At 70.2% G+C, this 11,347-nt stretch carries 11 protein-coding genes, 1 tRNA gene and 1 riboswitch; of the genes, 8 read left to right on the forward strand and 4 right to left on the reverse strand.

Annotated features, from left to right (window positions below; translation table 11 throughout):
• Positions 1–219: 219 nt before the first annotated feature.
• Entirely contained in the window at positions 220–1,533 is a 1,314-nt protein-coding gene (locus tag AB7M35_RS12685; RefSeq protein WP_453960268.1) for a glycosyltransferase, read from the forward strand.
• Positions 1,515–2,132 (forward strand): CDP-alcohol phosphatidyltransferase family protein, encoded by a 618-nt coding sequence (locus AB7M35_RS12690; protein WP_453960270.1) that lies wholly within the window; start codon positions 1,515–1,517, stop codon positions 2,130–2,132. Before AB7M35_RS12685 ends, AB7M35_RS12690 begins: the two co-directional genes overlap by 19 nt.
• Here AB7M35_RS12690 and AB7M35_RS12695 read toward each other — a convergent pair.
• Positions 2,129–3,349, reverse strand: coding sequence for an O-succinylhomoserine sulfhydrylase (locus tag AB7M35_RS12695; RefSeq protein WP_453960271.1), 1,221 nt, complete (start codon positions 3,347–3,349; stop codon positions 2,129–2,131). The genes AB7M35_RS12690 and AB7M35_RS12695 overlap by 4 nt on opposite strands.
• Positions 3,350–3,513: 164 nt before the next feature.
• A riboswitch (SAM riboswitch) is annotated at positions 3,514–3,593 on the reverse strand.
• Positions 3,594–3,693: 100 nt separating this feature from the next.
• On the opposite strand from AB7M35_RS12695, the gene AB7M35_RS12700 reads away from it, so the two are divergent.
• Positions 3,694–4,785, forward strand: a complete 1,092-nt coding sequence (locus AB7M35_RS12700; protein ID WP_453960272.1) for a 2'-deoxycytidine 5'-triphosphate deaminase — start codon at positions 3,694–3,696, stop codon at positions 4,783–4,785.
• A 21-nt stretch (positions 4,786–4,806) separates the two neighbouring features.
• On the opposite strand, the gene AB7M35_RS12705 is transcribed toward AB7M35_RS12700, so the two are convergent.
• Positions 4,807–5,628: an ion transporter gene (locus tag AB7M35_RS12705; protein WP_453960273.1), complete on the reverse strand. Its 822-nt coding sequence runs from the start codon at positions 5,626–5,628 to the stop codon at positions 4,807–4,809.
• Between the two features lie 145 nt (positions 5,629–5,773).
• Between AB7M35_RS12705 and AB7M35_RS12710 the strand changes: the two genes are divergently transcribed.
• Positions 5,774–5,848: transfer RNA gene (locus tag AB7M35_RS12710), tRNA-Gly, on the forward strand.
• Between the two features lie 70 nt (positions 5,849–5,918).
• Here the strand turns inward: AB7M35_RS12710 and AB7M35_RS12715 are convergent.
• Positions 5,919–6,425: a winged helix-turn-helix transcriptional regulator gene (locus AB7M35_RS12715; RefSeq protein ID WP_453960275.1), complete on the reverse strand. Its 507-nt coding sequence runs from the start codon at positions 6,423–6,425 to the stop codon at positions 5,919–5,921.
• A 78-nt stretch (positions 6,426–6,503) separates the two neighbouring features.
• Here AB7M35_RS12715 and AB7M35_RS12720 point away from each other — a divergent pair, with 78 nt between their 5' ends.
• Positions 6,504–7,157, forward strand: a complete 654-nt coding sequence (locus tag AB7M35_RS12720; RefSeq protein ID WP_453960276.1) for a glutathione S-transferase family protein — start codon at positions 6,504–6,506, stop codon at positions 7,155–7,157.
• On the opposite strand, the gene AB7M35_RS12725 is transcribed toward AB7M35_RS12720, so the two are convergent.
• Positions 7,124–7,891, reverse strand: coding sequence for a TetR/AcrR family transcriptional regulator (locus tag AB7M35_RS12725; RefSeq protein ID WP_453960278.1), 768 nt, complete (start codon positions 7,889–7,891; stop codon positions 7,124–7,126). The genes AB7M35_RS12720 and AB7M35_RS12725 overlap by 34 nt on opposite strands.
• A gap of 474 nt (positions 7,892–8,365) precedes the next feature.
• Between AB7M35_RS12725 and AB7M35_RS12730 the strand changes: the two genes are divergently transcribed.
• From AB7M35_RS12730 to AB7M35_RS12740, 3 genes are read left to right on the forward strand one after another with little or no spacing between them, the layout of a single operon-like run.
• On the forward strand, positions 8,366–9,649 hold the full coding sequence (locus AB7M35_RS12730; RefSeq protein ID WP_453960279.1) for a TRAP transporter large permease: 1,284 nt from the start codon (positions 8,366–8,368) through the stop codon (positions 9,647–9,649).
• A complete protein-coding gene (locus AB7M35_RS12735; protein ID WP_453960281.1) occupies positions 9,649–10,167 on the forward strand; it encodes a TRAP transporter small permease in 519 nt (172 codons plus the stop codon). The genes AB7M35_RS12730 and AB7M35_RS12735 overlap by 1 nt, the downstream gene beginning before the upstream one ends.
• A gap of 14 nt (positions 10,168–10,181) precedes the next feature.
• A complete protein-coding gene (locus AB7M35_RS12740) occupies positions 10,182–11,168 on the forward strand; it encodes a TRAP transporter substrate-binding protein (RefSeq protein WP_453960282.1) in 987 nt (328 codons plus the stop codon).
• The last annotated feature ends 179 nt before the right edge of the window (positions 11,169–11,347 follow it).

The following is an 11,347-nucleotide window of genomic DNA, read 5'->3' on the forward strand; positions in this document are numbered from 1 at the left end:
TCCGGCTTACCTCGGCCGGAGACGGCAGCGCCGATTCGCCCATTCTCTGCCGAACCGTCACCGGAGACCAGAGAACACCGACAAGCTTGCGCGGCGCTCTACTTCGATGCCGGAGCGCCGTCAATCGCGGCCGGCCCCGCGCCCCGGCCTGGCCGCCGGGATGGACCGGGCGGGGAAAGTCCGTAGTCTCTGCGGGCCGCATCAGACGAACGGATCGCCGTGAACATCCTGATCCTCACCTACGGTTCGCGGGGCGATGTGCAGCCCTTCGTGGCCCTCGGCAGGGGCCTGCGGGACGCCGGCCACCGGGTGACGCTGGCGACCAGTAGCCGTTTCCGCTCGTTCGTGGAGGACCACGGCCTGGCGTTCCAGCCGATGAGCGACGCGCTGCTCGCCCTCGTCGACACCGACGAAGGCAAGGACCTGATGGAGAACGGCGGGCGCCTGCTCGGGCTGGCGACGCGCGCCATCCGGCTGGCGAAGCGCATGCGACCGGCGAACGAACAGCTGCTGCGCGACAGCTACCGGGCGGCCGCGGCGACCGGCCCGGACCTCATCGTGTTCCATCCCAAGATGGCGGGCGCCCCGCACATCGCCGAGAAGCTCGGAATCGGCTGCGTGCTGGCGACGCCGGTCCCGATCCTGCTGCCGACCCGCGACTGGCGGTTTCCGATCTTCCCAAACCTGCCACTGGGCGGCCGGTACAACCACGCGACCCACCGGGCCATCCGGACGCTCATCAACCGGTCGCTCCGCGGCTACGTGCGGGACTTCCGCCAGGAGCTCGGACTGCCGCCGCTCAGGGACTACAGCCTGACGCGGATGGCCGACGGACGGCCCATCCCGATCCTGCACGCCCACAGCGAGGCCGTGGTGCCGAAGCCGCCGGACTGGCCCGACGAGGCCCACGTGACCGGCTACTGGTTCCTGGACGAGGACGGGCCGCCGCCGCCTGAGCTGCCGCGCTTCCTCGAGCAGGGCCCGCCGCCCGTCTACGTGGGCTTCGGCTCCATGTCCGGGCGCGACCCGGCGCGGCTGGCCGCGCTGGTGGTCGAGGCGCTCCGGGAGCGCGGGCTGCGCGGCATCCTGGCGACGGGATGGGGCGGCCTGAAGGGCCACGACCTGCCGGCGTCGATCCTGCAGGTCGATCACGCCCCGCACGGCTGGCTGCTGCCCCGGGTGGCGGCGGTGGTGCACCATGGCGGCGCCGGCACCACGGCGGCGGCGCTGAGGGCCGGCAGGCCCTCCGTCGTCGTGCCGTTCTTCGCCGACCAGCCCTTCTGGGCCGACCGCGTGCACGCGCTGGGCGCGGGCCCGAAGCCGATCCCGGCCAGGCGCCTGCGCGCGCGCACGCTCGCCACCGCCCTCGGGCAGGCGACCGCCGATTCTGCGATGATGGCGCGCGCCGCCGAGATCGGCCGGCGGATCCGGGCCGAGGACGGCGTCGCCAACGCGGTGGCGCTGATCGAGCGTTACGCCTGCGGGCGCCCTCCCCTCGCCAGCCAGGACGGACCATGTTCGACGCCCGACTGAGACCGCTCATCGATCCGCCGCTGGACGCGGCCGGCCGGCGGATCGCCGCCTCGGGCGTCTCGGCAGACGCGATCACCGTCGCGGGCTTCGCGCTCGGCGTTGCGGCGGCCATCGCCATCGCGGGCGGCCTGTTCCTGCTGGGGCTCGGCTTCGTGGCGCTCAACCGGATCGCCGACGGGCTCGACGGCGCGGTGGCCCGGGCCTCGGCGAAGACCGACCGGGGCGGCTTCCTCGATATCGTGCTGGATTTCGCGTTCTACGGGGCGATCCCGTTCGCCTTCGCGGTGGCCGACCCGGCGCACAACGCGCTGGCGGCTGCGGCGCTGCTGCTGTCGTTCTACGTGAACGGCGCGGGCTTCCTGGCGTTCGCCATCTTCGCGGAGCGGCGCGGCCTGGAGACCAGCTCCCAGGGGTCGAAGTCGCTGTTCTATCTGGGCGGGCTGGCGGAAGGCGGCGAGACGATCGCCGCCTTCGTGCTGATGTGCCTGGCGCCGGGCTGGTTCCCGGCGATCGCCTGGATCTTCGCCGGCGTGTGCCTGGTGTCGGCGACGGCGCGGCTGCTGCTGGCCGCGCGGACGCTTTCCGACACCGGCCGTTAGCCGACGCTGACGGCCGACTTCGTGCCCGACCGGTCGAGCGCCTGGGTCATGTCGGCGATCAGGTCCTCGACGTCCTCCAGCCCGATGGAGAGCCGCAGCAGGCCCTGGCCGATCCCCAGCTCGGCCCGCTGTTCCTCGGTGAGGCGCTGGTGGGTGGTGGTGGACGGATGGGTGATCAGGCTCTTGGCGTCGCCGAGGTTGTTGGAGATCTTCACCACCCGCAGCGCGTTGGAGAAGGCGAACGCCGCGTCGCGGCCGCCCTGCATGTCGATGGCGATCAGCGTGCCGCCGCCGGTCATCTGCTTGCGGGCGATCTCGGCCTGGGGATGGTCGTCGCGGCCGGGATAGATCACCTTGCGGACGGCCGGATGGCCGGCGATCGCATCGGCGACGGCGGCCGCGTTGGCGGTCTGCTGGCGCACCCGGAGCGGGTAGGTCTCCAGCGACTTCAGCATCACCCACGCGTTGAACGGCGACATCGCCGGGCCGGTCTGGCGCAGGATGGTGTCGAGCTTCTCCGTGACCCACTCCTCGTCGGAGAGGATGGTGCCGCCGAGGCAGCGGCCCTGGCCGTCGACGTGCTTGGTGGCGGAATAGACGACCACGTCGGCGCCGAGCTTCAGCGGCGACTGGTGCAGCGCGGTGGCGAACACGTTGTCGACCACCAGCCGGGCGCCGACCGAGTGGGCGATGTCGGCGACGCCGGCGATGTCGACCAGCGCCAGCGTCGGGTTGGCCGGGGTCTCGGTGAACATGGCGGTGGTGTTGGGACGCGCCGCCTGCTTCCAGGCGTCGAGATCTCCGCCGTCGACGAGGGTCGCCTCGACGCCGAAGCGGGGCAGGAACTCCTCGACCACGTAGCGACAGCCGCCGAACAGCGCCCGGGAGGCGACGACATGGTCGCCGGCCTTCACGCAGGCCACCATCGCCGCCGTCACCGCGGCCATGCCGCTGGCGGTGGCGCGGGCAGCCTCGGCGCCTTCCAGCAGCGCCATGCGGTCCTGGAACATCGTCACCGTGGGATTGCCATAGCGGGAGTAGACGTATCCGTCCTCCTCGCCGGCGAAGCGGGCTTCGGCGGCTTCCGCGCTCTCGTAGACGAAGCCCTGGGTGAGATAGAGCGCCTCGGAGGTTTCGCCGAACTGGGACCGCTCGATGCCGCCGTGAACGAGGCGGGTCGAGGGTCCGGCATCCGAAGGCAGCGACGACGACGACATGGACACATCCTTTCCAGATCCGCCGGCAGCGCCCCATGTCGGGGCGTCTGGCGGCGCGGCGCGGACGGGGCAGGACCCGGCGTGTCCGCGTCGCGGTCGATCCGGGTGCGTGCCCGCCAGCCAGAGGCAAGGCACAAAAAAACCCGGCCGAAACGAACGACCGGGGCGTACCTCGCCCGGCCTTTTTAGCGATTTCTTTAACGTGGCTGCAAGCCGGCCGGCTCAAATGACCACGGGACAAAAAGCTCTTTACGCCCGGCTTTCCTTGGCGTCAATGCACCGATCGGTTTAGGTCTTGGGAAGATCTGACCCAACGGGGCTTTCAAGCGCGGGACGACCAACACATGCAGGAAACCGCAGGCATCCTTCCGCGCCAGGCGATCGAAGCGCTTGGCCGCTCGGGCGCGATATCCTGCGACGCGCCGTTCGATGCCGACCAGATCCAGCCGGCGAGCCTCGACCTGCGCCTGGGAACGGTGGCCCACCGCATCCGCGCGAGCTTCCTGCCCGGCCCCGACGGCCCGGTGGCCGACAAGCTGGCCGAAGTGACGATGCACACCATCGACCTGACGCAAGGCGCCGTGCTGGAGACCGGCTGCGTCTACGTCGTGCCGCTGCAGGAGCGCCTGGCGCTGCCGGCCGACGTGGCGGCCTCCACCAATCCGAAGAGCTCGACCGGCCGCCTCGACGTGTTCACCCGGGTAACGGCCGACCGCGCCGGCGCCTTCGACCGGGTGCCGGCCGGCTACGCCGGGCCGCTCTACGCCGAGATCTCGCCGCGCACCTTCCCCGTGCTGGTGCGCGCCGGCTCGCGGTTGTCGCAGATCCGCTTCCGGCGCGGCAACGCGACGCTGACCGACACCGAACTGCGCGCCCTGCACGAGCGCGAGCCGCTGGTGGTGCCGGGCAACGCCGGCATCGAGGACGGGCTGCAGCTCTCCATCGACCTGAAGAGCGCCGACGACAGCGGCCTCGTCGGCTACCGCGGCAAGCGCCACACCGCCGTCATCGACGTCGACCGCAAGGACGGCTACGACGTCGCCGACTTCTGGGACCCGGTGACGGTGCGCCCTGGCCGGGGCCTGATCCTCGACCCGGACGAGTTCTACATCCTGGTGTCGCGCGAGGCGGTGCAGGTGCCGCCCCAGTGCGCGGCCGAAATGGTGCCGTTCGATCCGCTGGTGGGCGAGTTCCGGGTGCACTACGCCGGCTTCTTCGATCCGGGCTTCGGCCACGGCACGTCGGGGGCCGGCGCGCGCGCCGTGCTGGAGGTGCGCAGCCACGAGGTGCCGTTCATCCTCGACCACGGCCAGGTGGTCGGCCGGCTGGTCTACGAGCGGATGGGGGAGCTGCCCGACACGCTCTACGGCGCGGGCGTCGGCTCCAACTACCAGGCGCAGCGGCTGAAGCTGTCGAAGCACTTCCGGGCCGGATAGGTCGCTTCCCGGGCGGCGGCCTCAGGCGGTCGACGGCGCCTGCGCCGGCCGGACCGCGGCGATTTCCCCGCGCAGGCCGGAGATCTCGCGCCTGAGCGCCCGCATCTCCTCGGCGATCTGGGCCTGCTCGTCGTGCAGCACCTGACGCTCGGCGTCGAGCGCCGCCTCGTGCTCCTGCTGCATGGCGGAGACGATGATGCCGATGAACAGGTTCAGGACGGTGAAGGCCGTCGCCATGATGAACGGCACGAAGAACGCCCAGGCCATCGGGTACTGTTCCATCACCGGCCGGACGATGCCCATCGACCAGGATTCCAGCGTCATGATCTGGAACAGCGAGTAGGCCGACGCGCCGAGCGTTCCGAACCACTCGGGGAAGGAGGCCCCGTAGAGGTTCGTCGCCATGACCGCGAAGACGTAGAAGATGATGGTCATCAGGAGCACGATCGAGCCCATGCCCGGCAGGGCGGCGATCAGCCCTCCGACCACCCGGCGCAGCGACGGCACCACGCTGATCAGGCGCAGCACGCGCAGGATCCGCAGCGAGCGCAGGACCGACAGGCCGTGCTGGCTGGGCACCACCGCGATGGCCACCACGACGAAGTCGAACAGGCTCCACGGATCCCGGAAGAACCGCAGCCGGTGGACGTAGAGCCGCGCGGCGATCTCGACGACGAAGATCGCGATGACGGCGGCATCGAGGAAGGCGAGCAGCGGCCCGGCGGCGGACGTCGCGTCCTCCCAGGTCATCAGCCCCAGCACGACGGCGTTGAAGACGATGAGCGACGCGATGAACCACTCCCAGGTGGAGCTCTCGAGGAATGACTTCAGGCGCTGGCGCATCGGGGGGGCTCGTCGGGCGGGAAACGTTCGGGGCGAGGCCGTGCCCTCCTCCCCAAGCGATGATGCCCCGGGGCGGCGGCGGCGGCGGCCCCTCATCTAATGCGCTTGACAGGATCCTTCCAGAGCGCTCTTTTCAGGGCGCTTCGCGGGCGTAGTTCAGTGGTAGAACGTCAGCTTCCCAAGCTGAATGTCGTCGGTTCGATCCCGATCGCCCGCTCCACCTTTCCCCGCCGTTGGCCCCGACCTCCCGCGACGTCAGCAACCCGGTGCGCACACACGCCCGGTGGGCGTCAGGCGTCGTGGACCGTCCGGCGCTGCGTCTCCTCGAAGGCGGCCTGCAGGCGGCCCAGGACGGCGGAGGGGCCGGACGCGCCCTTGAGGTGCCGGGCGCGCAGCTCGTCCATCAGCTCCTCCCACATCGCCGGCCCGCCCTCCTCCAAAAGCTCCGCGCGGATCGACAGCGCCTCGGACGCCGGCGCGTGCCGCCGGCCCCACGCACCCATCTGGGCGAGCAGCGGGACGAGCTGGATCGCCGGCTCGGTGAGGCTGTAGATGGCGCTCTGGCGGTGCTTCGGATCGTCGGCCCGGATCAGCATGCCGGCGGCCAGCAGCCGCTTCAGCCGGGCGGCCAGCACGTTGGAGGCGATGCCCTCCTCCGAGCGGGTGAGGAGCTCGCGGTAGCGGCGGCGGTCGCCGAAGACGATGTCGCGGATGACGATCAGGCTCCAGCGGTCGCCGAGCAGTTCCAGGGTCAGGTTGATCGGGCAGCCCGATCGATGCGCGTCCGGCACGGCCATCCCTCCATCTGCTTGCAAAGTAGGATCGGTCGCGCTAGCCTGCAACTGCTTGCAAGATGCAATCGGTCAGAGGCCCCCATGTCGTTGACGCTCTATGCCCATCCCTTCTCCTCCTACTGCCAGAAGGTGCTGGTGGCGCTGTGGGAGAACGACATTCCGTTCACCTACCGCCACCTGGAGGATGAAGGCGCGTCGGAGGAGCGCGCGGCGCTGTGGCCGTTCGGCCGCTTCCCCGTGCTGGTGGACGACGGCCGCACGATCGCGGAATCGAGCATCATCATCGAGCACCTCGACATCCACCACGCCGGGCCGGTGCGGCTCATCCCCGACGACCGCGACGCGGCGCTGGAGGTGCGGTTGATGGACCGCATGTTCGACACCTACGTGATGACGGAGATGCAGAAGCCGGTGTTCGAGGCGCTGCGCGCAGACGGAGGTCGCGGGCAGGAGGTGATGGCGGACGCCCGGCGGGCGCTCGACACCGCCTATGCCTGGCTGGAGGAGCGGCTTACCGGCCGGACGTGGGCGGCCGGCGAGGCCTTCACGATGGCCGACTGCGCCGCCGCGCCCTCGCTCTTCTACGCCGACTGGGTGCATCCGATCGGCGCGGCGTTTCCGGGGCTGCGCGCCTACCGTTCGCGGCTGTTGTCCCGCCCGTCGTTCGCCCGCGCCGTCGAGGAGGGCCGGCGCTACCGGTCCTACTTCCCGCTCGGCGCGCCCGACCGCGACTGAGCCTCCGGCCCGGGCCGCGCCAGCGCCTTCAGCCCGGCGACCAGCAGCTCGCAGTAGAACTCGAAGCCGCCGTCCAGCGGCGCGGTGGCGCCGTTCTCCCAGCGCAGGATGAACGAGCGGTTGATCATCTGGTCCCGGTGGGCGGCCAGCAGCGGATACCGCTCGGGATCGATGGTGGAGATGATGCGGCTCATCCGGTCCATCCACTGCTCGGTGTCGTCGGTGAGCACCATCGCGAATTCCTGAGTGACGAAGCCCACCATGGTGCCCAGCAGCGCGTTGTAGGCGGCGACGAGGCGCGCGCCCTCGAAGCCGGCCTCGTGCAGCTTGGCGAGGATGCGCTCGATCATGCCGAGATCGGCGCTGGCGTTGGAGACGAGCTGCACCCCGATCAGCGGCGCCACGTTCGGATGGCGGCGGATGACGGCGCGGTAGCGGTGCAGCAGCGCCCGGATCCAGTCCTCCCAGGGCAGCTCCTGGGGCGGCACGATGTCGGCGAGGACGTCGGAGATGATCTCGACGACGAGCTCGTTGCGGCTCGGGACGTGCCAGTAGAGGGCGGTCGGATAGACGCCGAGCTCCTTGGCGACGGCGCGCAGGCTGAACGCCTCCAGCCCCTGGGCGTCGATCAGCTTCAGGGCCGTGTCGACGATGCGATCGCGCGACAGCGCGCTGTCGTCCACCCCGCGGGTGCGCGCGGCGCCTCGGCGGCCCTTTCCCTGAAACACCGACATCGTCGACCACAACTCCCTGGATCACGGCGGCTGCCGGCACGATCCGGAGCCATCCACGCAACCGATGCACCCGTGCCGGGCGAACGCCCTGAGCAACGCCTTTTCGCCCGGATCGTTCGATCCGCAAGCGCCCTGTTCCGGCGACCGGCCCGGGCGCGCAGCATAGTCCTTCGCCACCCGAAACCAAGCGCGCGCGGCGGCACGAACCCGACGCAGACGCGCCGCAGGCCTGGACCGCCCACGATTTCATCGGACCGCCCAGCGAACGCGCGGCAGCCGCTGGAAATTGCCGCAACCGCCCACTCCGCCCCTTCTTGTACACCGTACATCAACAGCGTACAGTCACCATCCTGACATGTGACCGGACACAGGGCCCATTCGCCGATGCGTTTCGTTCTCCACCCGCCGAGGGGCCTTGCCCCCGACCGTGCCATGGTCGGTCGCGGCCGCCTTTTCCATGCAGGGAGGCTCTAGGTGGCGCCAGCGCTGATCCTCGCGGCCGTCCTCCTCGCCGGTGGGGCGGCGCTCGCCTACGTGATCGGCGCGACGGCGGTGCTGTCCTTCGTGGCGGCCGACCGGGCGATGTTCCTGGCCGCGCTGCCGCAACGCATCGTGGCCCAGGTCGACAACTTCACCCTGATGAGCATGCCGCTCTTCATCCTGGCCGGTGAGATCATGAACCGCACCGGGGTGACGCGCGCGCTGCTGCGGTGCGCGATGCTGATGTTCGGCGGGCTGCGCGGCGGGCTCGGCCATGTGAACGTGGCGACCAGCGTGTTCTTCGCCGGGATCTCCGGCTCGGCCGTCGCCGACGCGGCCTCGCTGTCGAACATGCTGGTGCCGCAGATGCGCAAGGAGGGTTATCCGGCCACCTACGCCGCGGCGATCACGGCGGCCTCGTCGATCATCGGGCCGATCATCCCGCCGTCGATCATCATGATCTTCTACGGCGCGCTGATGGGAACGTCGGTCGCCGGGCTGTTCGTCGCCGGCATCGTGCCGGGCCTGATGATCGCGCTGGTGCTGATGGCCGCGAACGCCCTCTACGCCCGGGCGCAGGGGCATCCGCGCTCCACCGTCGACGCAGGCGACCGGCGAGGGGTGATCCTGGAGGCGCTGCCCGCGCTCATGATCCCGCTCATCATCATCGGCGGCATCGTCTTCGGCGTGGTGACGCCGACGGAGGCGGCGGCGCTGGCGGTGCTCTGCGCGCTCGGCGTCGGACGCCTCTACGGCCGCATCGAAGCGGGCGACCTGTTCGAGGCGTTCAAGCGCACCGCGGTTCTGTCCGGCTCGATCTTCCTGCTTCTGTCCGCGGTCGCCGCCTTCGGCTATCTCGCCGGCCTGCAGCAGCTGCCCACCAAGCTCGCCGCCTGGCTGATCGGCTGGGGCTTCGAGGGGCTGACCTACCTCCTGCTCCTGAACGTCGTGTTCCTGGTGGCGGGCATGTTCCTGGAGGTGCCGGTGGCGCTGGCGCTGCTGGTGCCGCTGCTCGCGCCCACCGCCCTCGCCATGGGCATCGACCCGGTCCATCTCGGCATCATCATCTGCCTCAACCTGACGATCGGCATGGCCTCGCCGCCGTTCGGGTCGTGCCTGATCATCGTCTCGACGGTGACCGGCGTCGGCTACTGGAAGCTCTGCCGGGCGGTGATTCCGTTCGTGCTGCTGGAAATCGCCGTCCTGATGATCGTCACCTACGTGCCGGCGCTGACGATGACGCTGCCGCGCCTCGTCGGCTTCGCGGGAGGCGGATGATGCACGCCCTCGCCCGCCGCCTGAAGGCGGTATCCGATGCGGTGAACCGCGTCGTCGTCGCCGCCTCCGTCGGCTGCTTCGCGGTGATGCTGGCGACCGTCACGCTGCAGGTCGTCGCGCGCTACCTGTTCGCCTCGCCGCCGTTCTGGACGGAGGAGCTGGCGCGCTGGGCGATGGTCTGGGGCGGCCTTCTCGGCATCACCGTCGCCTTCCACGAAAGCGCCGACCCCAAGCTCTATCAGCCGCCGCTGGCGCGGCCCGTGATGCGCGCCATCCAGGGCGCCGCCCGGCTGATCGGCGCCGGGGTGTTCATGGGCACCGTCATCGCCTTCTCGCTGCCGTTCATCCAGCGCCAGTCCCAGCAGGTCTCCGAAGGGCTCGGCATCTCGCCGGTGTGGATGTCGCTCGCGGTGCCGGTCGCGGCCATCCTCGTCTGCTTCCACGCGCTGATCCTGGCAATCGCGCAACCGCTCCTGCCACCCGAACCCGTTCACGATCCGCAATCGGACCTACACTGAGGGGAACTCAAACCATGCACATGACCAGGTTTTCGGCCGGCCTCCTGTCGGCGCTCCTGCTTCTCGGCGCGAGCCAGGCTGAGGCGCAGTCGGTCAACCTCGCGCTCGATTCACCGCCCTCCTACGACGTGCAGCCGACCTACCGCTGGGCGAAGAACTTCACCGACAAGCTGGCCGAGGAAGGCTTCAAGACGGAGCTGTTCGCCTACAACTCCATCGGCGGCGAAGCGGAGCGCTTCGACCAGCTGCGCGCCGGCCTCCTGAACGTCGACATGGCCGGCTACGCCTTCGGCGTGCAGCTGGTGCCGGAGATGGAGGTCGTGCGGCTTCCCTACGTCTTCGACGACATGGACCATCTCGCCCGCTTCATCAGCGACTCCGACTTCCTGGAGAAGGTGAACGAGAAGATGGCCCCGTCCGGCGCGCGGGTGCTGGCGATCGTGCCGCTCGCCGGCTTCATGGGCATCTTCAACGACGAGCATCCGGTCGCCTCCAAGGCCGATCTCGGCGGCATCCGGCTGCGCGCCCTCGATGCCTCGCAGATGAACCTGATCAAGGCGCTGGGCGCCGACGGCGTGGTGATCCCGTTCAGCGAAGTGCCTTCCGCGCTGCAGACCGGCGTCGCCGACGGCTACATCAACCCGGTGAACGTGCCGCTGACCTTCGGCCACGGCGACCTGCTGAAGTACTACACCGACGCGGAGATCATGGTCGGCGCGCGCCTGGCGCTCGCCTCCGAGCAGTGGTGGGACGGCCTCTCCGACGCCGACAAGGCGAAGGTCCAGACGGCGATCGACGCCGCCAATGCGGATCTGTTCGACTGGGCGTCCGCCGCGGCGGCCGCCGAGAAGCAGAAGCTGACGGACGCCGGCTTCGAGATCACCGAGCTGTCTCCCGACGCCCGCGCCGAGTTCATCGCCGCCACCCAGTCCATGCGCGACACGCTCGACGTGCCGAACAAGGACGCCTACCTGGCCGAGATCGAAGCGGCGAAGAAGTAGCCTCGGGCCCTCCCGAGCGACCGGCGGGCCGGGCACTCCGTCCCGCCGGTCCTGTCGTCCAACCCGCGCGACCCGCTCCTTCCGTTCGGCGCGCCGCGCGCCCCTTGACCCGAAGCCCCGGCGCGACGGCCGGGACATGGCTGCCCCATGGGCGCCTTCCGAAATGAATCAGGAGTACG

The sequence above is a fragment of the Amorphus suaedae genome, from assembly GCF_053629675.1.